This window comes from Streptomyces diacarni, from assembly GCF_003323715.1.
Taxonomy (GTDB): Bacteria; Actinomycetota; Actinomycetes; order Streptomycetales; family Streptomycetaceae; genus Streptomyces; species Streptomyces diacarni.
Window position 1 is genome coordinate 45,880 of sequence record NZ_QOIN01000055.1, and the last position, 21,768, is coordinate 67,647.

Below are 21,768 nucleotides of genomic sequence, written 5' to 3' on the forward strand. Positions count from 1 at the left end.
TTCCATGCTACGTATCGGCATCGACGTCGGCGGCACGTTCACCGACGTGACCGCCCTGGACACGGCCGACGGCCGGTTCCACATCCACAAGTTGCCCTCGACCACCGACGACCAGTCCGTCGCCGTCGCCGAAGGTGTCCGCGCGATCCTGCGCAGGACCGGGGCGGCACCGGGTGACGTCGGTTATCTCGGGCACGGCACCACCGTGGCCACCAACACGGTGCTGGAGTCCGACGGGGCACGCACCGCGCTGGTGACCACCGCGGGGCTGCGGGACGTACTGGAGATCGGCCGCCAGCAGCGCCCCGATCTCTACGACCTGGACGCCGACAAGGCGCCCGGGCTGGTCCCCAGGTCGCTGGTGCACACGGTCGCGGAGCGGATGACCGCCCAGGGCACGACGCTGGTCCCGCTGAGTGAGGAGGACGCCGACGCCGTGGTCGACCGGATCCGCGCGGCGGACCCGGAGGCGGTCGCGGTCTGCTTCCTGCACAGTTACCGCGACGACGCGCACGAGCGGGAGGTCGTCGAGCGCCTGCGAGCCGCGCTGCCGGAGGCCTACGTGTGCGCGTCGGCGGACGTCGCCCCGGTCTTCAGGGAGTACGAACGGTTCTCGACAGCCGTGGTCAACGCCTACGTCGGACCGCGGATCAACCGGTACATGTCGCGGCTGGCCGAGCGGATCGAGGCGACCGGCGTACCGGTCCGGCCCAAGGTGATCGGTTCGAGCGGCGGCATGATGTCGCTGGAGTCGGTCGCCCGCCACCCGGTGAGCACACTGCTGTCCGGGCCCTCGGCCGGTGTCGTCGCGGCCTCCCACGTCGCGGGCCAGGCCGGCTTCGGCAACCTGATCACCTTCGACATGGGCGGTACGAGCACCGACGTGTGCCTCGTGCGCGACGGGCAGGCCCTGGTGTCCACCCAGCGCCGGATCAACGGCCGTCCCGTGCGCACCCCGTCGCTCGACATCCACACCGTCGGCGCCGGCGGCGGCAGCATCGCCAGGGTCGATCCAGGGGGAGCGCTGGAGGTCGGCCCGGCCAGCGCGGGCTCCCAGCCGGGACCTGCCGCGTACGGGCGGGGCGGCGACCAGCCCACCGTCACGGACGCGAACGTGCTGCGCGGCAGGTTGAACCCGCGGTACATCCTGGGAGGCGCGCTCGCGGTGGACCAGGAAGCGGCAGGACGCGCGGTGGACGGCGTCGCGAAGGCGATGGCGGCCGACCGTGGGGTGGCCGCGCGCGGTATCGGCCGGATCGCGTCCGTGAACATGGCCTCAGCCGTGCGCAAGGTGTCGGTCGAGGCGGGCGAGGACCCGCGCGGTTACGTCCTGGTCGCCTTCGGCGGCGCCGGGCCCCTGCACGCGGTCGAAGTCGCCAGGGAGGTCGGCATGAGCACCGTCGTGGTGCCGCCGAACCCGGGCACCCTGTGCGCCCTGGGCCTGCTCGTCACCGACATCCGCGCCGAGTTCGCCAGGGCCGTACTGGAAGAGGCGGACGAGCACAACCCCGAGAAGCTCGACGAGACGCTGCGCGAGGCCCACGACTCCGCGCGCGGCTGGCTGGCGGCCGAAGCGCCGCCGGGCGCGCGGACCAGGATCACCGGGGAGGCCAGGTTGCGCTACGCACGCCAGAACTTCGAGCTGTCGGTTCCGCTGCCGCAGCGGGTGATCGACACGGCACACTTCGGCTCCGGCGCCGTGGCCGAGATGGTGGCCTCCTTCCACGAACAGCACACGAAGAGCTACGGCTACGCACACGCCGACGCGCGAGTGCAGATCGTGGAGATCCAACTGACCGCCGCCGCCGTGGTCGACAAACCGGACCTGCCGTCCGTGGAAGCGGGATCCGACCCGGACGAGGCACTGGTGGGCCGCCGCGAGGTCGACTTCGACGAGACGGGCCCCCTCGACACGCCCGTCTACGAACGCGCCGGGCTGCGCGCCGGAACCGCGCTGCCGGGCCCGGCCATCGTCGAACAGCTCGACACCACGACCGTCATCACCCCCGACGCCACCGCGCTCGTCGACGCGTACGGCAACCTCATCATCGAAGTGGAGCAGCGTTGAGGAACCAGACGCACACCCCCGACCCCATCACGGTGCAGGTCATCGGCGCGTCCCTGGTGACCATCGCGGAGGAGATGGGCGCCGTGCTGCGCAGGGCGAGCTACTCGACCAACATCAAGGAGCGCTCCGACTGCTCGACCGCGCTGTTCGACGCGCAGGGCAAGCTGGTGGCGCAGGCGGAGAACATGCCCATCCACATGGGGTCGATGACCGGTCTGATCGACGCGCTGCTCGCCTCCGAGCTGACCGTGCGGCCGGGAGACGTCTTCCTCACCAACGACCCCTACCGCGGCGGCGGCACCCACCTGCCGGACCTCACCATGGTCAAGCCGGTCTACGTGTACGGGGAGGCAGCCGGGGAACCGGACGCGGAACTGGTCGGCTACAGCGCCAACATCGCGCACCACTCCGACATCGGCGGCCGGGTCCCCGGCAGCAACGCGGGCGACTCGGACTCGCTCTTCCAAGAAGGGCTGCGCATCCCGCTGGTCAGGTTCGCCACGGCCGACGGCGTGGAACAGGCGCCGCTGGCCTTCGTCGAACTCAACTCGCGGCTGCCGCACGAGCGCCGCGGCGACATGCTCGCGCAGCTGGCGTCGGTGGAGGTGGGCGAGCGGCAGCTGCGCGAGGTGCACAGGCGCTACGGCACGGCGACGGTGCACGCGGCGACCGCGCACCTCCTGGACCACTCCGCGAAACGGCTGGCGGCCGCGCTGCGCGAGGTCCCCGACGGTACGTACCGCTTCAGCGACCTGATGGATCCCGAGCAGGCCGAGGGCGAGGGCGAGGACGCCGACCTCGGGCCCGGTACCCGGATCGAGGTCGCGGTCACCGTCAGCGGCGACCGCGTCGCGCTGGACTTCGCCGGTACGGGCCCGCAGTCGCCCGTGGGGATCAACGTGGTGCGACCGGCGTTGGAGGCGACCGTCTACTACGCGCTGAAGGCCGTCCTCGACCCCGGCATCCCGCCCAACGGCGGCTTCTTCGACGCGGTCGGCATCACGGCCCCGCGGGGCAGCATCGTCAACCCGCGCGAGCCCGCACCCGTCACGGCCCGTACGGACACCTGCCAGCGGGTGGCCGACGTCGTCCTCGGCGCGCTGGCCGCCGCGCTGCCCGACCGGGTACCGGCCGCGAGTCACAGCACCGTCACCTACGTGACGTTCTCGGGGGAGCACGGGGACGGCTTCTTCGTCTACCCCGAGGTGGTGGCGGGCGGTGGCGGTGCCAGGACCACGAAGGACGGCATGGACGCCGTCCAGGTCCACATCACCAACTCCTCCAACCTGCCGATCGAGGCGCTGGAACAGGAGTACCCGCTCCTCGTCGACAATTATGAGCTCATCCCCGACTCCGGCGGCGCCGGCACCCACCGTGGCGGGCTCGGTGTGCGCAGGGACGTACGGGTCCTCGGTGACGGCGCCGAGTTCTCCGCGCACGCCGACCGGCAGGCCACCCGGCCCTGGGGGCTGAACGGCGGACACGACGGCAGCCCGGGACGCTTCGTGGTCAACCCGGGCCGGGACGGCGAGCGGCAGCTGCCGGGCGGCAGGCTCTCGGGCGTACGGCTTCGCCGCGGCGACGTGCTCAGGGTGGAGAGCCCCGGCAGCGGGGGCTTCGGGCAACCTGCGGCCCGCGACCCCGAACAGGTGCGCGAAGACCTGCGCAACGAACGCATCACCGCACGTGCGGCACACGACCTCTACGGGCTCGGACGGGCAAGCGACCACGACCGGCAGTGACCGAACGGAGTGCAGGCATGACCACCACATCGGCACCCCACCAGCCCCCGGCGGTGGACAGGTCTCTCGCCCGCCGCGTCACCTGGGCGACCTGGACAGGCTGGGGCCTGGACGGCTTCACCAACCAGATGTTCCCCCTCGCACTCAGCGGCATCATCGCCGCCTTCGGCCTGACGACGGCACAGGGCGGCCTGGCCACCTCCGCGGCGCTGCTCAGCTCGGCCGCAGGCGGCGTGGTCGGCGGCAGGCTCGCCGACCGCTTCGGCCGGGTACAGGTCCTGGTCCTGGTCATCTGCGGATACGCCCTGTTCACCGGACTGACCGCCACTTCGCGCAACTTCGAGTCCCTCCTGCTGTGGCGCACCCTCGAAGGGTTCTTCTTCGGCGCCGAATGGCCGGTGGGCGCCGCGCTCATGGCCGAGTTCGCCGCACCCGAACGCCGGGGGAGGGCACTGGCGTGGGTGCAGTCAGCGTGGGCCGTCGGCTGGGCGGGCGCCAACCTCTCCTACCTGCTCAGCCACGTCTGGCTGCCGGACACGGTCGCCTGGCGGGTCATGTTCGCCGTCGGCGTCCTGCCCGCACTCGTGGCACTGGTCATCAGGCGCAACCTCCGCGACCTCCCGCGGAAGCGCACCGCGCCCGCCGCCGCGGACGCGGCCCCTGGGAACCCGCGGAAGAAGGGCGCGTTCGCCGAGCTGTTCTCCCCGGGCCTGCGCAAGGTCACCGTCCTCGGCACGCTGTTCGGCGCGACGGGGCTGGGCAGCACCTACGCGATGCAGACCTGGATCCCGCTCTATCTGAAGGACGAGCGCGGGCTCAGCGTCAGCAGTACGGCGCTCTACGTGTGGTTCATGATCGTCGGCAACTGGCTGGGCTACGTGCTGGGCGGCCACCTGCACGACCGGATCGGACGCCGCTGGGCCTTCACCGTCTTCTACCTGGGGACCGCGGTGTTCGGCTTCCTGTTCATGGCGATACCCGTCGACGCCCTCTGGTACAACCTGGTGCTCGCCCTCGTGGTCGGCTTCTTCATCGCGGCCCAGGCCTCGGGCAAGGGCGCCCTGTTCACCGAACTGTTCCCGGCACACGCGCGGGGCACGGGCGCGGGCATCACCTACAACGTGGGGCGCGGCGCCGCGGCGTTCAGCCCCGCGCTCATCGGCTGGGCGGCGGCGGGCAGCGGCCTGGGCATGGCGATCGTCATGGTGGTCATGGCCTGCACCCTGCTGACCCTGCTGTTCATCTGGCTCATGCCGGAGACCAGGGGCCGGGTCCTGGACTGACGCCGGCCTGCGGCTCCAAGGCCCGCGCCCGGCGCGTTTGACCTCCCCCGACAGGCGCTCGTCTACTGGGAGGACGCATGGCCGCCGAACCGCCCAGGAGACCCCGTGAGCAACGACGAGCGCCGCGAACGGTACGCGAGGGCGCTGTACGCGACCCTCGGATACAGCGCGGAGCGCCATCCCTGGGCGGGCCTGTCCCCGGCCAGGCGCGAGGTCTGGTACGTCCGCGCCGACGCGGCCATCGCCGTGGCCGACGAGGAGATCGCCCAGCGGGCCGGCACGCGGCAGACGTGACGAGCGGCGCCCGCGCCCCTCCCGGAGCGCGGACGCCGCTCGGCCCCCGGCACCCGGCCCGGCGCAGGGGCCGCGTCCTACGCGGGCTCGGTGCGGATGCCCAGTTCCCCGTCCGCCACCTCGACCAGCAGCCGGGTGTGCGGCTGGAGTTCGCCGCCCAGCAGCATGCGGGAGAGCCGGTTGTCGACCTCGCGCTGGATCGTGCGGCGCAGCGGCCGGGCGCCGTACTCGGGCTGGTAGCCCTGCCGGGCCAGCCAGTCGACGGCCTCGGGGGTGAAGTCGATCGACAGGTCCTGGGCGTGCACCCGGCGCCGGGTCTCCTCCAGCAGCATGTCGGTGATCTGGCGCAGCTGCGTGTCGTCGAGCCGGCGGAAGATCACGATCTCGTCGATGCGGTTGAGGAACTCGGGACGGAAGTGTTCCCGCAACGGGCGCAGCACCCGCTCGCGCCTGGCCTCCTCGTCGGCCTCGTCGCCCTGGCCGAAGCCGAGGACGGCGCCGCGCCCCGTGACGGCCTCGGAGCCCAGGTTGCTCGTCATCACGATGACGGTGTTGGAGAAGTCCACCGTCCGGCCCTGCGAGTCGGTCAGCCGCCCGTCGTCCAGCACTTGGAGCAGCATGTTGAAGACGTCGGGGTGGGCCTTCTCGATCTCGTCCAGCAGGAGCAGCGAGTACGGGTTGCGCCGCACCGTCTCGGTCAGCTGCCCGGCCTCCTCGTGGCCGACGTACCCGGGCGGGGCGCCGACGAGCCGGCTGACGGTGTGCCGCTCCTGGTACTCGCTCATGTCCAGCCGCACCATCTTCTCGTCGCTGCCGAACAGGGCCTCGGCCAGCGCCCGCGCCAGCTCCGTCTTGCCGACGCCGGTGGGGCCGAGGAAGAGGAAGCTGCCGATCGGCCGCTGCGGGTCGGCCAGCCCGGCGCGCGAGCGCAGTACGGAGTCCGCGACGGCGGTGACGGCCTCGTCCTGGCCGATGACCCGCCCGCGCAGGTGCTCCTCGAGGCCGAGCAGCCGGTCCTTCTCGTCCTGCGTCAGGTTGCTGAGCGGGATGCCGGTCTGGCGGGAGATGATGTCGGCGATGTCCTCCACCGTGACCTCGGCGATCCGGTGGTCGCCCCGGCTCTCCTGCTTGCTCTCGTCGCGGCCGATGGACTCCTCCAGCTCGGTGAGCCGGTCGCGCAGCTGCTTGGCCTGCTCGTAGTCCTCGGCGGCGACGGCCTGGTCCTTGTCCCTGCGGGCCTGTTCGGCCTCGCGCTCCAGCGCCCGCACATCGGTCCCGCGGGTGGCCGTGCGCAGCCGCACCCGGGCCCCCGCCTGGTCCAGCAGATCGATGGCCTTGTCCGGCAGGAAGCGTCCGGTCAGATACCTGTCGGACAGCTCCACCGCCGCGACCAGCGCCTCGTCGGTGTAGCGGACCTGGTGGTGCGCCTCGTAGCGGTCGCGCAGCCCGCGCAGGATCTCGATGGCGTCCGCGACGGTGGGCTCGGGCACCAGCACGGGCTGGAAGCGCCGGGCGAGCGCCGCGTCCTTCTCGATGTGGCGGCGGTGCTCCTCCAGCGTCGTGGCGCCGATGACGTGCAGCTCGCCGCGGGCGAGCGGCGGCTTGAGCATGTTGCTCGCGTCCATCGAGCCGCCCTCGGAGCCGCCGCCCGCGCCGACGACGGTGTGCAGCTCGTCGATGAAGACGATCAGGTCGTCGGTGTGGGCGCGGATCTCGTCGATGAGCCCGGTCAGCCGCTCCTCGAAGTCGCCGCGGTAGCGGGTCCCGGCGACGATGCTGCCGAAGTCGAGCTGGACGACGCGGCGGCCCAGCAGGTTGTCCGGCACGTCGCCCTCGGCGATGCGCTGGGCCAGCCCCTCGACCACGGCGGTCTTGCCCACCCCCGCCTCGCCGATCAGCACCGGGTTGTTCTTGCCCCGGCGGGCGAGGATCTCGATGGTCTGCTCGATCTGCTCGTCCCGCCCGATGACCGGGTCGATGCGGCCCTCGCGGGCCAGTTCCGTCAGGTCGCGGCCGTACTTGTCGAGGTTGGGGGTGTTGCTCTCCCCCGTCTGCCGCGTCCGCCCCGCCGGTGCCTCGGGCCCGCCCTGGCTTGCCCCGCCGGATCCGCCGCCGGCGCGTGCGGAGCCCGGATCGAACCGGGCCGCGTTGAGGATCCGTCCCGCCGTGGAGTCGCGGTTGGCCGCCAGCGCGACGAGGACGTGCTCGGCGCCGATGTAGGAGGCGCCGCGGGAGCGGGCGATCTCGTGCGCGTCCAGCAGGGCCCGCTTCACCGCGGGGCTGACGGATATGGAGCTGCGTGGCGGGCCCTCGTCCGCGACCCGGTCGATCTCGGCGGCCAGCGCGTCGGGGTCGGCCCCGGCCCGCTCGACCATGCTGTGGGTCGGCTCCGCCGCGAGCGCCGCACGCAGCAGGTGCTCGGTGTCCAGATCGCTGCTGCCGTGCTGGGCCGCGTACGAGGCCGCGTCGGTGACGAGCTGCCGGGCCGGCTCGCTCATCAGGCGGAAGAAGTCGAAGTGGCGCGGGTCCCCGCGCTGCCCGCCGGCCCCGGACGGAGTGCCCCCGAGGAAACGCGCGACGAACTCTTCGAACGGGTCCCGACCGAAGCCTCCGGGACCCATGTACCCGCTGGTCATGGAGTATCCGTCCCGCTGACCCGACCGAGCCGGGCCACGCTGTGTCGACTGCGAAGTGGCTACCGACCGGGGTTCCCGTGAACGCCCGCACCACACGCGTACGACGGCACCGACCGTGACGACCCCGCGTGCGCGGGCGCTCACGTCCGGTGTGCCGGGTCTGGCCGCCCCTCACCGCTCCAGGAGGGTTCCCAGCGGGCCGAGGTCGAGATTCAGGTCGTCCCGCGTCAGCCCGTGCTGGACGCACAGTTCGTCCATGCGCTCGTCCAGCAGCATCAGCGTCGTCCCGATCCGCTCGATCTGGTCGTCCGAGACGTCCCCCAGATCGCAGCGGTGCAGCGCCTGGCGCTCCATGAGCTGACGCAGCAGTTCGACGACGGTCAGCACGAGGCACACCAGGTCCCGGCCCACCCGGTCGGGGTCCAGCTCCAGCCGGCCGGTCCGGCCCTCGGACGCGGGGCGGTGCACGGCACCGGGCGGATCGCGAGGGTCCGACGTTGTCACAGCGGCCCCCCGTCTCCCCAGGGAGCCGCGACCCGCTCGTTGACGGACGAGAGCAGCGCGTTCAGCGAGAGCCGCACCAGCGGCACCTCCGCGATCGCCAGCACCAGGTCACCGCTGACCACCACTCCGGTGTTGAGCACCCGGTCCAGCAGATCCACCAGCGGAACGCCGAGCGGCGCCCCGCTGTCCGGGCCCTCCCACCGCACCACCTCGCCCACGTGCTCACCCACGGGCATCGCGCTCACCTCCGTCCACGAACGAGTACGGCACCCACGGACCGGTCAGCTCCACCTCGACGCCCCGGCACTCCGGACGCTCCCGCACGGCCCCGACGGCCTCGGCGACCTCGTCCCGCCGCCCCTCGGCCACCAGATACGCCGCGTTGAGCAGCTGCGCTCCACGGCCGCCGGTGACGGCCGTGTCGTGCGAACGCAGCCGCCGGCTCGCCACGGCGAGGCCGCCCAGCGCCCGGTCCACCGCCTCGGCGGCGCCCAGACCCGCCTCCTGCCGCTGCTCCCGCTCCTGCCGCACACCCCGCAGCCGCTCCAGGTAGGCGTGCCCTGGGCGTGCGGCGGTGCCTCGCGCGGCTTTGTCGTCGGGGCCGTCGGGCGCCGCCACACGCCCGGGCGTGCCCGTACCGGCATTCCGCCGCTCCGTGCCCGGGCCGCGCCGGACCTCCCGGCCCGCGTAGACCTTCACGCCCCATTCGACCCGCCCGGCGATCCGCCGCAACGCGTCCAGGAAACGGCTCGCGTCGGCGCTCAGTGCGGCGCGTGCCCGCCCGTCACCCAGGTAGAGCGTGGCGAGAGGCAGCGGAAGCGTCGCCGCGGTGGCGGCCGCGGCGGCGATCACGGCGTGATGGGCGCGGGCGCAGCGCTCCAGCTCCGCCCGGTCACCCAGCCGCTCCCGCAGGGCTTCCTCGCCGAACGAGGCGGCGGGCACGTCCTGCACCACGGCCTCCAGCGCGCCGAAACGCAGCAGCCGCACGGGAGCGCCCGGTGCCTGCCCCGGCAGCCCGGCGAACACCTCCGGGTCACAGCCCCGGCAGACGGCGTAGACGTAGGTGGCGGACAGGGCGGCGGGGGAGGAGGCGGCGGCCGGTGAGGTCTCCGGTCCTGGCCCGGTGCCGCGTACCGTCTGCGTCATCTGCGCTGCCCTTCCTTGACGTGGTGCCAGCTGTGGCTGCGGCTCTCGTCCCAGCCCGCGTCCCCGCGCCGGCCCTGGTGGCTCTCCCCGTCGGCCTCCGCCGCCCCCTGCTCCTCCTGGGGCCCGCCCGCCTCCAGTTCGGCGACTCGTTGCCGCAGCCGCTTGTTCTCGTCCTCGACCGCGTCCCGGTGGGCGCGGGTGGAGAGGGCGGGGTCGGTCTCCCACCAGTTGATGCCGGCTTTCTTCGCCGTCTCGACGGAGGAGACGAACAGGCGCAGCCGGATGGTCAGCAGTTCGATGTCGAGGAGGTCGATCTTGATGTCTCCGGCGATGACGATGCCCTTGTCGAGGACGCGTTCGAGGATGTCCGCGAGGTTGGTCGGCCCCGAGGGCGTGGACGGCGCGTGGTTGAGCGGGCGTTCCGCGGTGTGTTCGGTCACGGCCGGCCGGCCCCCTCAACGCCGCCCATCGTCGTCCTCGTCGTCTTCGTCGTCCCCTTCGTCCCCTTCATCCTCGTCGTCGTCTTCGTCGTCCTCGTCATCGAACTCGTCCCCCTCGTCCTCACCTTCACCGTCGTCCTCGTCCCGGTCGGCACCGCCGTCGTCGTTCTCGTCTGCGTTCTCGTCGTCCTCGCCCGGCTCCCGGCCCTCGCCGTCGTCGTTTTCCGAGGATTCCTCGCGCTCCCGTCTCTCCTTCTCCTGCTCTTCCTCCTGCTGGACCACCTCGTCGTGGCCGCGGGCGACCTCGCCGTCGCGGATCTCGCCGCGCCAGCCGTCCACCTCGTCGGACTGGAGCGTGACGTAGCGCTGGAAGTGCTTGAGGTCGAGGCGGAGCCGCCTGCCCTGGGCGCGCCAGATGTTGCCGGTCTTCTCGAAGAAACCGGACGGGTAGTACTCGACGACCACCGCGACGCGGGTCAGGTTCTCGTCGATGCGGTGGAAGCTGACGGCGCCGTTCGTGGTGCCCTTCGACCCCTCGGACGACCACACGATCCGCTGATCGGGGATCTGCTCCGAGACGGTCGCCTCGTAGCTGCGGGTCGAGGGCCAGACGCGCACCTTCCAGGTCGTCTTGGTCTCGTCCTCCTCGTCCTCCTCGTCGCGCGAGACGCTGGAGACGCCGTTCATGAAGCTGCCGAAGTCCTCGAACTGCGTGAAGTGGTTGTAGACCACGCGCAGCGGCCGCCCGATGTCGACGTGTTCGATGATGTTGATGGCCTTGAGGTCCCCGGCCTTGCTGCCCCCGCCCATGCCGACCGCCTCCTTGGCCTTGCCGGCCACCTTGTCCTTGGCGCTCTTGGCCTTCTCGGAGACCATCGCCTTGACCGGGTTCTCGCCCTTCATGGCGCGGGCGGCCGTGCCGGCCAGGTCGCCGCCGCCGACTTCCTTGAGTTTCTCCGGGTCGGCGAGGTCCGTGAGCTTGTCGGTGACCTTGCCGACGACCTGTTTGCCCGACGCGCCCAGATACTCCATGAGCTGCTCACGCAGCTGCTCCAAGGGCGAGCTGCCGCCGCCGCTGTTGCCGCTCTGCTCAGCCACGGCGCTCCCTCCTGCGGTCCGAGCGGTCGGCGGATGTCCGCGCCGAACTGCTCGAGGACGCCTTCTTTCGCGGCCTGCCGGCGGATGAGCCGTCGGAGGATGTGCTCTGACGTGCGCGTCCTCCGCCGCTGTCCTTGGAGGCCGCCGCCCGTCGGGGGCGCTCGCGCCGCGCCCCGTCCGACGCGCCGGAGCTCTCCCCGCCCTCTCCGCCGTCCTCGGACCGCTGCCGCTCCCGGGAGCTCTTCTGCCACCTCGCGCCCTCGGCCTCGCCGCTGTCCTCGTCCTCGCCCTCGCCCCGGCCCTCTTCCCGGCCTTCGCCCCGGCCCTCTTCCCGGCCTTCGCCCCCGTCCTGCTCTCCCTGCCCTCCCTGCCCGTCGTGGCCGCCGAGGCGGTCCGTACGGGCGCGCAGGGAGTCGGTCAGGCTTTCGATACGGCGGTTGGCGACCGAGCCGGCCGCGGTACGGGCCGCGGCCATCATCTGGTCCTTGACCTGGTCGGCCAGCTCCTCGAACTGCGGCGTCTCGGTGATCTTCCGGACGCCCTTGCTGATCAGTTCCTGCGGGTCGAGGCCGAGACGGCGTCCCGCCACCAGCGACCCGACGGCGAGGGCCAGCTTGGCCTTCTTCGTACGGCCGAGGAGGTAGCCGCCCGCCACCCCCGCGAGGACGGCCGTTTTGCAACTGTCGTTCATGCCTGATTCCTTGCGTTCGGTGACGTCTCGGTCATGTCGGACGCGGTGCGTGCGGTGGACGTGGTCACGGTGCGGGTGCCGGCCGCGGCGCTCGGTCCGGGCTGTTCCAGCAGGTCGAGCAGGCGTTCCTCCTCCCGCTCGAACTCCTCCTCGGTGAGCTCCCCCTCCTCGTACGCCCGGTTCAGTTCGCCGAGCTGTGCCCGGACCGTCGCCGGGTCGTACAGCTCCTGCTCCGCGGCGTCCAGGAGCCGGCCCGCCACCCACTCCACGCCCCGCACGGGCGCCAGCGGCAGGAGCAGTACCCCGCTGAGCAGCCCCACGTCAGCTCCCCACGGCGGAGGGCCGGACGGCGGGGCCGTCGGGGGAGCCGGGCGCTTCCCCTTCCTCGGACGCCGGGGATGCCGGAGACCCCGGTGGCTTCGGAGAGCTCCGGGATTCCTCGAACTCCTCCGGCTCCCGGGGGACGAAGCTGTAGCACGGCAGCGGGCCCGTCAGGCGCAGCTCCACCCGCTCCTGGTGCGCGGCCGCGAACTGTTCCACCGCCGCCCTGAACCGCTCGCCGCGCGCCTGGGGGACGAGGAACGAGGCGTTGAGGACGCATCCGGGGACCTCCGGGCCCCGCACGACCTCCTCGGCGAGCCGGACCAGCGTGCGCAGCGCCTCGTCGGCGGCCTCGGTGGCGCGGCGGGCCAAGCCCTCGGCGACCGCCTGCCCGAGCCGCACGTTGCCCTCGTAGGACGGTCGGCGCCGCACGTCCGCCGCGAGCCGCCGCACCCCCGCGTCGTCCCGCACCAGGGCTTCGACTGCGGACTGGACCGGCATCGCCTTGAGGTTCATCTCGGTGCGGCTCTCCAGGCGCCCGAGCGCCGCGAGGTGGGTCGGCGCCGCCGCACGCACGGCCCGCTCGACCGCGGCCGCGTCCTCGGCGACCATGCCGAACCGCATCGGCAGCACGGGCCCCTCGGTCCCCAGCGCGGTCAGCAGCTCCTGGTGGGCCATCAGGTCGCGGCGGCGCGCCCGCAGGTCGGGCGGTACGTCGCTGACGAGGGCCGCGAGCGCGCCCACCGGGAGCAGCCCGACCCGTGCCGGAGGCCTGCCCACGCCCCGGGTGGAAGGCGGGAGGGTGCGGTCGGCGTGCACGATGCCGTAGACGTAGAGCCGGGACCCTGTGCTCATGGTCACGCCTCCTGGGTGCGCCGGGCGGCGCGGGAGCCCGCCCGCGAGGCGGAAGCCGTCCGGGAGCGGGAGCCGGAGCCGCGTCGTGCCCGGGGTGCCTCCTCGGGTTCCTCCTCGTCGGGCGCGTCGTAGTCCTCGCGCTCGACGTCGTCGTCCTCGTCGCCCATGCCGATGGCGTCCTTGACCTTGCCGCCCACCGACTTGGCGGCCTTCTTGGCGCCGCCCCTGGCCACGCCGCCTGCCATGCCGGCGAACAGGTCGGGCACCGTGCGGCTGGAGGCGTCCTGGTTGAGGTCGAGCCGGTTGCAGACCTCGGCGAAGCGGAGGTAGGTGTCGACGCTGGCGACCACGATGCGGGCGTCGATCTTGAGGATCTCGATCCCCACGAGCGAGACCCGCACGAAGATGTCGATCACCATGCCGCGGTCGAGGATCAGTTCGAGGACGTCGTAGAGGGTCCCGGCGCGCGGGACGCAGACCGCGGCCTCGTTGTAGGTGGTGGTCGTCATGGCTGGCTCTCCCTCTCGGACGGGCACGGAGCCGTCAGTCGTCGCTCGCGCCGCGCCGGTAGCGCCGGATCCGTCGGTACTGGGCGAGGTGGCCCTTGCTGTCGAGTTCCACCTCGTAGGTCGCCAGCAGGCTGGTGGTGTCGGGGATGCGCGGCACCTCCAGCACGTCGACGTGCACCCGCCAGCCGTTCTCCGCTCTGCGCACGGCCGAGATGCCCTCGGTCTCGTGCCCGATCAGCCGGGTGAGGCTCCGCGACGCGCGCCGCGCGGCCTCCTCGGGCCCCTTGGACGCGTTGGCGGACGCCGAGGTGGAGCCGCTCCTGGTGGCGCCCTTCGCAGCGGACTTCGACGCGGGCTTCGACGTGGACCTCGAGGCCGTCTTCGCGGCGGACTGAGCGGATGTCGCGGCGGGTCGGGCCCGCTGTTCACGTTGCTCCGGCATGAGCACAGTCTGTTCAGCAGCGGTCACCCCCGGCATCCGGTGCTGACCCATCCGGGTCCCGGGATCGCGCGGGCGGCCCGTCGTCACGAGCTCCGGGGCGTTTTCGGAAGCCGTCGTGGCCCGGCACCCCGGCTCCCTCTCCGGCCCTGCGTCCCCTGGCGGGGCCGTGCCGGGCGGGGGCCCCGGTGTGTCTGGTGGGGCTCGCCGAGGAGTCGTGCGTACGGTTTCCCCGCATAACGGGCATATGGCGCGGTGCGGGAGGAGCCAGCATGGAACAGCGGCGCGTCTTTGCTCAGGTCCTCACCGTCGAGACGGTGATCGCCTCAGTGGTCTTCCTCCTGGTGCTGACGGCGCTGCTCTACTCGCTGATCCGGCGCCGCGCGGGGGCCGGAGTCGGCCCCTCGCCCCGCTCGGAGCGTCCGCGGCTGGAGGTGAGCTACCTCGCGGCGCTGGTCGTCATCGCGGCGGGCCTCGTGGTCTACACGGCCTCGGCCAACGACTGGATGCACCCGGGCGGGGACGCCCAGGCAGCGGGGCGCGGCGGGGGGAAGGCCGCCCCCGTGGAGGTGGACGTGACCGCCTTCCAGTGGTGCTGGAAATTCACCCACCCCGCCCCGGGCGCCCACCAGGCCGCCCGCAGCGGCCACGGGCCCGACGCCCGCCCCGCCGCAGACGCACACCACGCCGCGGAGGCACACCACGCCGCGGACGGCGGCCACGGTTCCGGCGGCGCGCACGGGCAGCGCTCAGACGGCGCGCGGGCGGCCACCACCACGGCGAACTGCCGCGACGGTCGGCTGCCCACCCTCGTCGTGCCCACGGGGCGGACCGTGCGGATCAACCTGACCTCACTGGACGTGATCCACTCCCTCTGGGTCCCCGCACTCCGCTACAAGATGGACGCCTTCCCCGACCACACCAACAGCTTCACCTTCACCGTCGACAAGGAGGGCCGCTGGATCGGCCGGTGCGCCGAGTTCTGCGGTGACCGCCACCACGCCATGGAGTTCTGGCTCAAGGCCGTCTCCCCCGAGGAGTACGACGACTGGGTGTCCCAGCACCAGCAGGACGGTCCCACCGGGGGAGCGGCGGCATGACCCTGGCCCCCGACCCGCCCGCCGACTCCCCACCGCAGGCCGCCCAGCCCACCGGCGCTTCCCGGCCGGTACGGCCCGCCTCCTGGCTCGGGTGGCTGACCACCACCGACCACAAGCGCGTCGGGCTGCTGACCATGGCGACCGCGATGGTCCTGTTCTTCCTGATGGGCGTCCTCGCGCTGCTGATGCGCAGCCAACTCGCGCAGCCGGGGCAGAACTTCTTCGGCTCGTCGATGTACAACCAGATGTTCAGCATCCACGGCTCGGGCATGATCTACATGGTCATGACCCCGTTCGCCATCGGGCTCGGGGTCTACCTGGTGCCGCTCCAGATCGGCGCGCCCGCCGTCGCCATGCCGCGCGCCACCCTGTTCGGCTACTGGCTCTACGCGCTCGGGGCCGTCCTGATGCTCTCCGGCTTCGCCATGCCGACCGGCGCGCACGCGGACGGCTGGTTCTCCTACCCGCCGATGGCCAGTTCGACCTACTCGCCAGGCGACGGCACCCCGCTGTGGATCGTCGGCGTCTTCATGGCCACCGTCGGGGCGCTGCTGATGGGCTGGGCGGTGCTGTGGACCGCGCTGCGCAAGCGGGCCCGGGGTATGACGATGCTGCGGATGCCCGTCTTCACCTGGTCGATGATCGCCGCCACCCTGATGGTGATCGGCGCCTTCCCCTCGCTGCTGGCCGCGCTGGTCATGCTCGCCGTGGGAAGGGCCGACCCCACGGTCTTCGACTCGAACGCGTGGAACATCGGCTACCAGCACCTGTTCTGGTTCTACGGCCACCCGGTGGTCTACGTGATGTTCTTCCCCTACCTGGGGGCCGTCGGCGAGGTACTGGCCGTCTTCTCCCGGCGCAGGTTCTTCGGCTACAAGGGCACCGTCATCTCGCTGCTCGTCTTCGCGGCGCTGTCGATGAGCGTGTGGGGCCACCACATGTTCGCCACGGGACAGGCGACCAACGACTACTACTCGCTGACCTCGATCGCCCTGCTGGTGCCCGCGGGCATCGAGTACTTCGCCCTGGTGGGTACGGTGCTCGGCGGGCGCCTCGTCTTCCGCACCCCCATGCTGTTCGCGCTGGCGTTCATCCCGCAGTTCCTCATCGGCGGCCTCACCGGCATCATGGTCGGCACCCCGGCGCTCGACTACCACGTGACGGACAGCTACTTCATCGTCGCCCACCTGCACTACGTGCTCTTCGCCGGCAGCGCCTTCGGCCTCTTCGCCGCGCTCTACTTCTGGTTCCCGAAGGTGACCGGGCTGATGCTGGACGAGCGGCTCGGACGCGTCCACTTCACCCTGATGGTCATCGGCACCAACCTGACCTTCCTGCCGATGTTCGGCCTCGGCTACCTGGGCATGCCGCGCCGCGTCGCCACCTACCCCGAGTGGGCGGGCTTCGGGCTGCTCAACCTGCTGGCCTCCATCGGCGCGGGGTTCCTCGCCGCCGCGATGATCGCGTTCGCCCTGAACCTCCAGCAGGCTTTCAGACGGCGCGTCCCGGCCCCCGCCGACCCCTGGCAGGGCAACTCGCTGGAGTGGGCCGCCCCCTCGCCGCCGCCGCGGTACAACTTCACCACCACGCACCCGCTTCCCCCTCTCACCAGCAACGCGCCCCTCCTCGACGCCCGGATGCGGCAAGGGCGGCACCGGGCACCGCATCGGACCCCGAACGGGGAGCGCGCGTGAGCGGGCCGGTGCCGCGCTGGTTGCGGCGCCACCCCGGTGCCGTGGTCGTCGGCGGCTGGGCGTGCCTCAACGCCGTGCTGCTCGGTGTCCTGACCGCGTACGGCGAGAGCGAACTGGCGCTGCTGCTGTGGGCGGATGCCTTCCTCGTGCTCGTACTGGCGTGCTGCGCCGTGCTGGTCTCCTGCTCCCGCGGCCCGCTGGAGCTGACGCGCTACCGGGTGCCGAGCACCGGCGGGGCCGTCGTCTTGCTCACCGCGTGCGGGCTCGCCGTGGGCGGGCTGATGTTCGTCTTCGGCTCCTGGCTGGCCGCCCTCGCGGGACCGCTCCTGCTCGTCGCCGCCGTCCTCGCCCTCAGGCGGCGGAGCCGGGGGAGCGTATGACGGCCGACCAGCATGCCGGAAGCATCTGGACGATGGCCGGGACGGGACTGCTGCTGTCCGCCGTGCTGCCGGGGCTCCTGCTCGCCGCGCGGGGCTGGCTGCCCTGGGACGGTGCTGCCCGGCGGCTCTCCCCGCCGCCGGGCGCCGCGCTGAGCGGGTTCGTCCTCGCGCACGCGGCGGTCACGCTCGCGGAGAGCTTCCTGGCGCCGGGCACGGTGGCCCGCTCCGCGATGTACGCCGTACTGGTGGCCGCCGGGCTGGCGTTCTGGCTGCCCGTTCTCGGTCCGGGGAGGCGGCTGAGCGACGCGGAACGCTGCCTCTACCTCTTCGTCGCGGCCCCCCTCCTGGACGTCCCCGTGGTGGCGACGCTCGCTCGCGGGCACGCGGCCGGCGGCCTGGCCATGATCGTCGGCATGCTGCCGGTCGGACTCGCCGCGGCGGCCCTGACCTGGCGGTGGGTCACGGCCGAGGAACGCGGGCGGCAGCGGGAGGAGAGCGCCCCTGTACCGGCACGTGCACGGGCGGCCCACGTCGCCGAACCCTGAGCGCACCCCGCGCGCCCCGCAAGGTCCCAGGGCGCGACCTCGTTGGGGGAACGCGGCGTTTGAAGGCTTCGCCGCACCGGGACCGCTGCAAGGGCGACCGGTAGGAGTCCCGCGGGAGATGCCGGCGCCACCACCACGGGACAGCGGCCAGGAGGCGAGCGCAGGTGCTGCTCTTGCGACGGAAGGCGCGGCAGGCGAGACGGCGGGAGCGGGCCCTGGGGGCCTCCCGGGTGCTGGACAGACGCCTGCCGCTGATGGAGGCCGGAAAGGAACTCCTCCGCAAGGCGTTCCCCGACCACTGGTCCTTCCTGCTCGGTGAGATCGCCCTCTACAGCTTCCTCGTCCTCGTGCTCACCGGCAGCTACCTGACGTTCTTCTTCCATCCCGACATGGCGGAGGAGCCCTACCACGGGGCGTACATCCCGCTGCGGGGCGTCAACGCCTCCGAGGCGTACGCGTCGGTGCTGCGCATCTCCTTCGAGATCCGGGGCGGCCAGCTCATCAGGCAGATCCACCACTGGGGCGCACTGGTGTTCGTGGCCGCCATCGGGATCCACCTGTTGCGCATCTTCTTCACCGGAGCCTTCCGGCGGCCCCGCGAGGTCAACTGGATCATCGGCGTGACACTGTTCGGACTCTCGCTCCTGGAGGGGTTCGCCGGCTACTCCCTCCCGGACGACCTGCTGTCCGGCACGGGACTGCGCACCTTCCAGGGCATCATGGTCTCGATCCCGATCGTCGGCACCTATGTCAGCTTCTTCGTCTTCGGCGGCCAGTTCCCCGGGCACGAGATCGTCCCACGGCTGTTCATCTCGCACGTCCTGTTCATCCCCGGCCTGCTCATCGCGCTCATCACCGTGCACCTCTTCCTGGTCGTCTACCTGAAACACACCCAGTGGCCGGGAAAGGGCAGGACGAACCGCAACGTGGTCGGCAAGCCGATGGTGCCGCAGTACACGGCGAAGTCGATCGGGCTCTTCCTCGCGGTGTTCGGCGTGCTGACGCTGCTGGCGGCCACACTGCAGATCAACCCCATCTGGACCTACGGGCCCTACCGCGCCGACCAGGCGAGCATCAACTCCCAACCCGACTGGTACGTCGGTTTCATCGAGGGATCGCTGCGGCTGATGCCGCAGGCGGAGACCAGGCTGTGGGGGCACACGGTGGTCTGGGACGCCTTCATCCCCGGGGTCGTCATCCCCTCGCTGCTCCTCCTCGTCCTGTACGCGTATCCGTTCCTCGAACGGTGGGTCACCGGGAACTGGAAGGAGCACCACCTGTGCGACCGGCCGCGCGACCAGCCCACGCGCACGGGCCTGGGCGTCGCCGGTGTCACCACGTACGCCGTGCTGCTGGGCGCGGGCGGACAGGACGTGCTGTCCGTGCTGTTCACCTGGCCCATCGAGTCGATGACGTGGATCTTCCGGGGCGCGTTCTTCCTGGCGCCCCCGCTCGCCTTCTGGCTGACCAGGAGAGTCTGTCTCGGGCTGCAGGCCCAGGACCGGGTGCGGCTGCGCGCCGGGGACGGTACGGGAGAGGTGGAACAGGTCGCCGGCGGCTACCAGGAGGCGCGTACGCCGCTGGCCGGTGCCGAGCAGCACACGATCCTGGTGAAGGACGTCCCGCCCCGGCTCACGGCCGACGAGGCCCGCCGCACGGGAGCCCTGCGCCGGCGGCTGTACTTCTGGTACTACGGCGAGCGCGTGGAACCCGACCGCACACCGAAGCAGCGGCGCGTCGTGAAGAAGATCCTCACCCCGCCGGAGGAGCCGGAGGAGCCGGGGGCGAAGGAGAAGCAGCAGGCGGGCGGGAAGTAGTCCCGCCGCGCGTCCGCGCCGGCCGGAGCCGGCCCGGCTCCGGCAGGGTGCGGGCCAGCAGCCACGCCAGCGCGGGCATGACGATCAGCGGCGTCAGCGCCGTCCGCAGCGACGTGGCGTCGGCGAGGGCCCCGATGGCGGGCCCGGCCAGGCCGCCGACGCTGACCGCCAGACCGAGGGTGACGCCGCTGGCCGTTCCCACGCGGCTGGGCAGGTAGTCCTGTCCGAGGGTGACCTGGAGAGAGAAGGGGACGTACAGCCCCGCCGAGGTCAGCGCCACGCACACGTACAGGAGCGGGCCCGGAACAAGCACCGTTCCGGCGACGGCCGCCACCGTGACCAGGTAGGCCCGGCGGACCACGGCCACCCTGCCCCACCGGTTGGCCAGGCTGCCGCCGAGCACCGTGCCCACCGCGCCACCGAGATAGAGCACGAACAGCGCGGCCGTACCCGCGGCCGCGCCGCCCCCGGTGCGCTGCTGCGCGTACAGCGAGAGGAACGTGCTCAGCCCGACGAACGCCACCGAGCGGCAGACCACCACCAGCGACAGGCGGACGAAGGAGCGCCTGTCGTCGCTTCCCGGGCGCGGCGCGGCACCGTCCGCGCTCCGGCCGAAGGTCCTCAGCGCACGCGCGACGGGCAGATACAGCGCGCCGCCGAGAACCGCGGGCAGCACGAACAGGGGCGAGTAGCCCAGCCCACCGCACGCGACGACGGCCGTCACCATGAGCGGAGCCGCGGCGAAACCGAGGTTGCCGCCCAGGGAGAACCAGCCCATCGCCGAGTGCCGCCCCCGGCTCGCGTGCCGCGCCACGCGAGCCGACTCGGGGTGGTAGGCCGCCACGCCGATCCCGGAGACGGCCACGCACAGCAGCGTCAGCGCGTAGGACGGACTCAACCCGCTCAACGCGATCCCCAGGCCGCCCAGGAGCGTGCCGGCGGGCAGCAGCCACGGCAGCGCCCGCCGGTCGGTGAGCGCACCGAAGAGGGGCTGGGCGACGGAGGAGAGGAGGGAGGCGGCGAGGACGAGGCCCGAGGCCGCGGCGTAGGAGTAGGCGCGCTCGGCGACGAAGAAGGGGACCAGGGCCGCCACGGCGCCCTGGTAGACGTCCACGCAGCCGTGCCCGACGGACAGCAGGGGGATGGCCGACCTGCCCGATCCCTCGCCCGACGGGCTGCCCGGCGTGCTTCTCGGCATGTTTCCCGGCGTGTTTTTCGGCACGGCGCCCACGATCCGCGCCCGAGGGGCTGTCCCGCTTTCGATAAGCTGCCAACCACTGATGGAAACCCGCCAGATCGCGCCGGCACCCCGGGCAGGCCACGACCGCGAGGTCCGCCACGAGGCCGGGGCGCCCACCCGCTCCCGGTGGCTGACGCCGGGCGAGGTCATCGACGCGCACCGGCACGACGACCACCAGATCGTCTACGCCGCCCGCGGTGTCGTCCTGGTCACCACCGACGGCGGGTCCTGGGTCGCGCCGGCCAACCGCGCCCTGTGGATCCCCGCCGGCACCGTGCACACGCACCAGGCCCGCGGCGACCTGGAGCTGCACCTCCTCGGCCTGCCCGCGGCCGTCAACCCGCTCGGCCTCGACGAGCCGACGGCGCTGAGCGTCAACCCGCTGCTGCGCGAGCTGCTGCTCGCCTCCACGCGCTCCCCTGGGGACGGCAGCGCCGAGCGGCGACGGCTGCGGGCCGTCCTGCTGGATCAGCTGCGCGCCTCCCCGCAGCAGCCGCTGCACCTGCCCGCGCCCACCGTCGCGCGGCTGCGCGCCGTGTGCGACCTGCTGTACGCGGACCCGGCCGACAACCGCACCCTGGCCCAACTGGGCAGCCAGACCGGTGCGAGCGCCCGCACCCTCTCCCGGCTCTTCCGCAGCGACCTGGGCATGACGTTCCCGCAGTGGCGCACCCAACTGCGCCTCCAGCACGCCCTGCTGCTGCTCGCCGAGCACACCCCCGTCACCACGGTGGCGCACCGGTGCGGATGGTCCTCGGCGAGCGCCTTCATCGACGTCTTCGGACGCGTCTTCGGCCACACGCCGGGCGCGCACACGGTCTGAGAGGCCGGGGCCGCCCCGGCTTCACCCGGCGACGACCCACGCGCGCTCCCGTGCCGTCAGGGGTGGCCGGCGCAGACGATGGCGATGAGCTCGTGCACCGGCCGACTGCCACACGCGTCGTCCGTTCGCCACAGCTCCTCGTT

General features: G+C 72.5%; 22 protein-coding genes. 10 read left to right on the forward strand and 12 right to left on the reverse strand.

Annotation, left to right across the window (positions count from 1 at the left end; translation table 11 throughout):
• Positions 1-4 precede the first annotated feature (4 nt).
• From DTL70_RS27485 to DTL70_RS27500, 4 genes are all read left to right on the forward strand, one after another.
• Positions 5-2,068, forward strand: a complete 2,064-nt coding sequence (locus DTL70_RS27485) for a hydantoinase/oxoprolinase family protein (RefSeq protein WP_114024713.1) — start codon at positions 5-7, stop codon at positions 2,066-2,068.
• A complete protein-coding gene (locus DTL70_RS27490; RefSeq protein WP_114024714.1) occupies positions 2,065-3,810 on the forward strand; it encodes a hydantoinase B/oxoprolinase family protein in 1,746 nt (581 codons plus the stop codon). Before DTL70_RS27485 ends, DTL70_RS27490 begins: the two co-directional genes overlap by 4 nt.
• Positions 3,811-3,827: 17 nt before the next feature.
• Positions 3,828-5,093, forward strand: a complete 1,266-nt coding sequence (locus DTL70_RS27495; RefSeq protein WP_114024715.1) for an MFS transporter — start codon at positions 3,828-3,830, stop codon at positions 5,091-5,093.
• A 105-nt stretch (positions 5,094-5,198) separates the two neighbouring features.
• Positions 5,199-5,387: a hypothetical protein gene (locus DTL70_RS27500; protein WP_114024716.1), complete on the forward strand. Its 189-nt coding sequence runs from the start codon at positions 5,199-5,201 to the stop codon at positions 5,385-5,387.
• 77 nt (positions 5,388-5,464) lie between these two features.
• On the opposite strand, the gene DTL70_RS27505 is transcribed toward DTL70_RS27500, so the two are convergent.
• From DTL70_RS27505 to DTL70_RS27555, 11 genes are all read right to left on the reverse strand, one after another.
• A complete protein-coding gene (locus tag DTL70_RS27505; RefSeq protein ID WP_114024717.1) occupies positions 5,465-8,023 on the reverse strand; it encodes an ATP-dependent Clp protease ATP-binding subunit in 2,559 nt (852 codons plus the stop codon).
• A gap of 171 nt (positions 8,024-8,194) precedes the next feature.
• The gene (locus DTL70_RS27510; protein WP_114024718.1) at positions 8,195-8,491 is read right to left on the reverse strand and encodes a gas vesicle protein K; all 297 of its coding nucleotides are present in this window, start codon (positions 8,489-8,491) and stop codon (positions 8,195-8,197) included.
• 32 nt (positions 8,492-8,523) lie between these two features.
• Positions 8,524-8,763, reverse strand: a complete 240-nt coding sequence (locus DTL70_RS27515; RefSeq protein WP_181861112.1) for a gas vesicle protein — start codon at positions 8,761-8,763, stop codon at positions 8,524-8,526.
• The gene (locus DTL70_RS27520) at positions 8,750-9,673 is read right to left on the reverse strand and encodes a GvpL/GvpF family gas vesicle protein (RefSeq protein WP_114024719.1); all 924 of its coding nucleotides are present in this window, start codon (positions 9,671-9,673) and stop codon (positions 8,750-8,752) included. The genes DTL70_RS27515 and DTL70_RS27520 overlap by 14 nt, the downstream gene beginning before the upstream one ends.
• A complete protein-coding gene (locus tag DTL70_RS27525) occupies positions 9,670-10,113 on the reverse strand; it encodes a gas vesicle protein (RefSeq protein ID WP_114024720.1) in 444 nt (147 codons plus the stop codon). Before DTL70_RS27525 ends, DTL70_RS27520 begins: the two co-directional genes overlap by 4 nt.
• Before the next feature lie 15 nt (positions 10,114-10,128).
• A complete protein-coding gene (locus tag DTL70_RS27530; RefSeq protein WP_342776514.1) occupies positions 10,129-11,211 on the reverse strand; it encodes an SRPBCC family protein in 1,083 nt (360 codons plus the stop codon).
• Positions 11,204-11,902, reverse strand: coding sequence for a hypothetical protein (locus DTL70_RS27535; protein WP_114024721.1), 699 nt, complete (start codon positions 11,900-11,902; stop codon positions 11,204-11,206). The genes DTL70_RS27530 and DTL70_RS27535 overlap by 8 nt, the downstream gene beginning before the upstream one ends.
• A complete protein-coding gene (locus tag DTL70_RS27540; RefSeq protein ID WP_114024722.1) occupies positions 11,899-12,222 on the reverse strand; it encodes a gas vesicle protein GvpG in 324 nt (107 codons plus the stop codon). Before DTL70_RS27540 ends, DTL70_RS27535 begins: the two co-directional genes overlap by 4 nt.
• A gap of 1 nt (position 12,223) precedes the next feature.
• A complete protein-coding gene (locus DTL70_RS27545; RefSeq protein WP_114024723.1) occupies positions 12,224-13,078 on the reverse strand; it encodes a GvpL/GvpF family gas vesicle protein in 855 nt (284 codons plus the stop codon).
• 2 nt (positions 13,079-13,080) lie between these two features.
• Entirely contained in the window at positions 13,081-13,587 is a 507-nt protein-coding gene (gene gvpJ / locus DTL70_RS27550; RefSeq protein WP_114024724.1) for a gas vesicle protein GvpJ, read from the reverse strand.
• Between the two features lie 34 nt (positions 13,588-13,621).
• The gene (locus DTL70_RS27555; RefSeq protein WP_114024780.1) at positions 13,622-14,029 is read right to left on the reverse strand and encodes a gas vesicle protein GvpO; all 408 of its coding nucleotides are present in this window, start codon (positions 14,027-14,029) and stop codon (positions 13,622-13,624) included.
• 269 nt (positions 14,030-14,298) lie between these two features.
• Here DTL70_RS27555 and DTL70_RS34475 point away from each other — a divergent pair, with 269 nt between their 5' ends.
• The 5 genes from DTL70_RS34475 (at position 14,299) to qcrB (ending at position 19,562) form a co-directional block, all read left to right on the forward strand.
• The gene (locus tag DTL70_RS34475; RefSeq protein WP_245979851.1) at positions 14,299-15,126 is read left to right on the forward strand and encodes a cytochrome c oxidase subunit II; all 828 of its coding nucleotides are present in this window, start codon (positions 14,299-14,301) and stop codon (positions 15,124-15,126) included.
• Complete coding sequence (locus tag DTL70_RS27565) at positions 15,123-16,820, forward strand: cytochrome c oxidase subunit I (protein ID WP_114024725.1); 1,698 nt, start codon at positions 15,123-15,125, stop codon at positions 16,818-16,820. Before DTL70_RS34475 ends, DTL70_RS27565 begins: the two co-directional genes overlap by 4 nt.
• Positions 16,817-17,200: a hypothetical protein gene (locus DTL70_RS27570; protein WP_245979854.1), complete on the forward strand. Its 384-nt coding sequence runs from the start codon at positions 16,817-16,819 to the stop codon at positions 17,198-17,200. The genes DTL70_RS27565 and DTL70_RS27570 overlap by 4 nt, the downstream gene beginning before the upstream one ends.
• Positions 17,197-17,745, forward strand: coding sequence for a hypothetical protein (locus tag DTL70_RS34480; protein ID WP_245979856.1), 549 nt, complete (start codon positions 17,197-17,199; stop codon positions 17,743-17,745). The genes DTL70_RS27570 and DTL70_RS34480 overlap by 4 nt, the downstream gene beginning before the upstream one ends.
• A 164-nt stretch (positions 17,746-17,909) precedes the next feature.
• Complete coding sequence (gene qcrB / locus DTL70_RS27580) at positions 17,910-19,562, forward strand: cytochrome bc1 complex cytochrome b subunit (protein ID WP_245979859.1); 1,653 nt, start codon at positions 17,910-17,912, stop codon at positions 19,560-19,562.
• Here qcrB and DTL70_RS27585 read toward each other — a convergent pair.
• Entirely contained in the window at positions 19,498-20,760 is a 1,263-nt protein-coding gene (locus tag DTL70_RS27585; protein ID WP_114024726.1) for an MFS transporter, read from the reverse strand. The genes qcrB and DTL70_RS27585 overlap by 65 nt on opposite strands.
• A gap of 82 nt (positions 20,761-20,842) precedes the next feature.
• On the opposite strand from DTL70_RS27585, the gene DTL70_RS27590 reads away from it, so the two are divergent.
• Positions 20,843-21,625: an AraC family transcriptional regulator gene (locus DTL70_RS27590; RefSeq protein ID WP_114024785.1), complete on the forward strand. Its 783-nt coding sequence runs from the start codon at positions 20,843-20,845 to the stop codon at positions 21,623-21,625.
• Positions 21,626-21,768 lie beyond the last annotated feature (143 nt).

Excerpts from the sequence above, each read along its gene's own strand:
- DTL70_RS27485 (WP_114024713.1), top strand. The coding sequence starts at position 5 with ATGCTACGTATCGGCATCGACGTCGGCGGCACGTTCACCGACGTGACC.
- DTL70_RS27495 (WP_114024715.1), top strand. The coding sequence starts at position 3,828 with ATGACCACCACATCGGCACCCCACCAGCCCCCGGCGGTGGACAGGTCT.
- DTL70_RS27505 (WP_114024717.1), bottom strand. The coding sequence starts at position 8,023 with ATGACCAGCGGGTACATGGGTCCCGGAGGCTTCGGTCGGGACCCGTTC.
- DTL70_RS27515 (WP_181861112.1), bottom strand. The coding sequence starts at position 8,763 with ATGCCCGTGGGTGAGCACGTGGGCGAGGTGGTGCGGTGGGAGGGCCCG.
- DTL70_RS27520 (WP_114024719.1), bottom strand. The coding sequence starts at position 9,673 with ATGACGCAGACGGTACGCGGCACCGGGCCAGGACCGGAGACCTCACCG.
- DTL70_RS27535 (WP_114024721.1), bottom strand. The coding sequence starts at position 11,902 with ATGAACGACAGTTGCAAAACGGCCGTCCTCGCGGGGGTGGCGGGCGGC.
- DTL70_RS27545 (WP_114024723.1), bottom strand. The coding sequence starts at position 13,078 with ATGAGCACAGGGTCCCGGCTCTACGTCTACGGCATCGTGCACGCCGAC.
- gvpJ (WP_114024724.1), bottom strand. The coding sequence starts at position 13,587 with ATGACGACCACCACCTACAACGAGGCCGCGGTCTGCGTCCCGCGCGCC.
- DTL70_RS27555 (WP_114024780.1), bottom strand. The coding sequence starts at position 14,029 with ATGCCGGAGCAACGTGAACAGCGGGCCCGACCCGCCGCGACATCCGCT.
- DTL70_RS34475 (WP_245979851.1), top strand. The coding sequence starts at position 14,299 with ATGGAACAGCGGCGCGTCTTTGCTCAGGTCCTCACCGTCGAGACGGTG.
- DTL70_RS27565 (WP_114024725.1), top strand. The coding sequence starts at position 15,123 with ATGACCCTGGCCCCCGACCCGCCCGCCGACTCCCCACCGCAGGCCGCC.
- DTL70_RS34480 (WP_245979856.1), top strand. The coding sequence starts at position 17,197 with ATGACGGCCGACCAGCATGCCGGAAGCATCTGGACGATGGCCGGGACG.
- DTL70_RS27585 (WP_114024726.1), bottom strand. The coding sequence starts at position 20,760 with ATGCCGAGAAGCACGCCGGGCAGCCCGTCGGGCGAGGGATCGGGCAGG.
- DTL70_RS27590 (WP_114024785.1), top strand. The coding sequence starts at position 20,843 with ATGGAAACCCGCCAGATCGCGCCGGCACCCCGGGCAGGCCACGACCGC.